1 protein-coding gene is annotated in these 1,324 nt (G+C 69.8%); it reads left to right on the top strand.

The genetic code is table 11. The features are described from left to right. The first annotated feature begins 7 nt into the window (after nucleotides 1-7). Nucleotides 8-1,324 (top strand): ferredoxin reductase family protein, encoded by a 1,317-nt coding sequence (locus tag EF387_RS46435; RefSeq protein ID WP_128382583.1) that lies wholly within the window; start codon nucleotides 8-10, stop codon nucleotides 1,322-1,324.

Raw genomic sequence — 1,324 nt, 5'->3', positions numbered from 1 at the left:
TTCACAGGTGCGGCGGGGCACCGTACTTCCGGTCGTTGCGGCGCGGTGGGCGCTGTGGTCGTTTGTGTTCGTCAACGTGGTGATCGTCGAGGTGTTGTTCTTCACCGTGGGTGAGGGCAAGAACGGGGTGCTCACGGTCGCCAAGTTCTTCGGGCTGCACGCAGCGGTGCTGATGCTGTTCCAGCTGCTGCTGGTGGCCCGGCTGCCGTGGCTGGACCGCCGGATCGGCATGGACCGGTTGACGGCCTGGCACCGGTGGGTCGGTTTCACCCTGCTGTGGACCGTCCTGACCCACGCCTTCCTGGTGGTGCTGGGCTATGCCAGGCTCGATGACGCCTCGATGGGCAAGACGTTCTTCGCGCTGGCCGGGGTGCCGGCCTCCCTGCTGGGCATGTGGGCGGCGGGCATCATCGTCGTGGTCGCCGCGGTCTCCGCCCGCTCGGTGCGGCGGCGGCTGCGCTACGAGGTCTGGCACGGCCTGCACCTGCTGCTGTACCTGGCGTTGGGGCTGGCCTTCGTCCACCAGTTGCTGGAGACCACGACCTTCACCTCCTCCACGCCCGCGACCATCTACTGGTGGGCCATGTGGCTGTTCGCCTTCGGTGCCCTGGTCACGGGCCGGATCGTCACGCCCGTGTGGCGCAACGCCTACCACCGCTTCAAGGTCGCGGCGGTGGTGCCGGAGTCGGACAACGTGGTCTCGGTACACGTCACCGGCCGCCACCTCGACAAGCTGCCCGCCCGGGCCGGCCAGTTCTGCATCTGGCGTTTCCCCGGCCACAACCACTGGTGGCTGGCCAATCCGTTCTCGCTGTCGGCAGCCCCCGACGGCCAGACGCTGCGCCTGACGGCCAAGGCGGTCGGCAGCACCAGCGCCGGCCTGCGCAACCTCCCCATCGGCACCCGTGCCTTCGTCGAGGGACCGTATGGGGCGTTCACCTCGCTGCACCGGACCCGGCCCGGCGCACTGCTGATCGCCGGCGGCGTGGGCATCACACCGGTCCGAGCCCTGCTGGAGGAACAAACGGCCGGCGACGTCGTCGTGCTCTACCGGGTACGCAGCCAGGACGACGCCGTACTGGCCGGCGAGGTACAAGCCCTGATCGCGGACCGCGGCGGACGGCTGCACCTGCTCACCGGCCGCACGGGAGAGGGAACCCCGCCGTTCGAGCCCGACAGCCTGCGCGCCCTGGTTCCCGACATCACCGAACGCGACGTGTACGTCTGCGGCCCGCCCGCCATGACCTCCGCCGTCCTCAGCGGCCTGCGCAGCCTGAACGTCCCCCGCCTGCAAGTACACGCCGAGAGATTCGGCCTGGGCTGA

The organism is Streptomyces cavernae, assembly GCF_004023625.1.
In the GTDB taxonomy this organism is placed as follows: domain Bacteria; phylum Actinomycetota; class Actinomycetes; order Streptomycetales; family Streptomycetaceae; genus Streptomyces; species Streptomyces cavernae.
The sequence above is the reverse complement of the archived record's forward strand: the minus strand, read 5'-3'. Positions and strand labels throughout refer to the sequence as shown.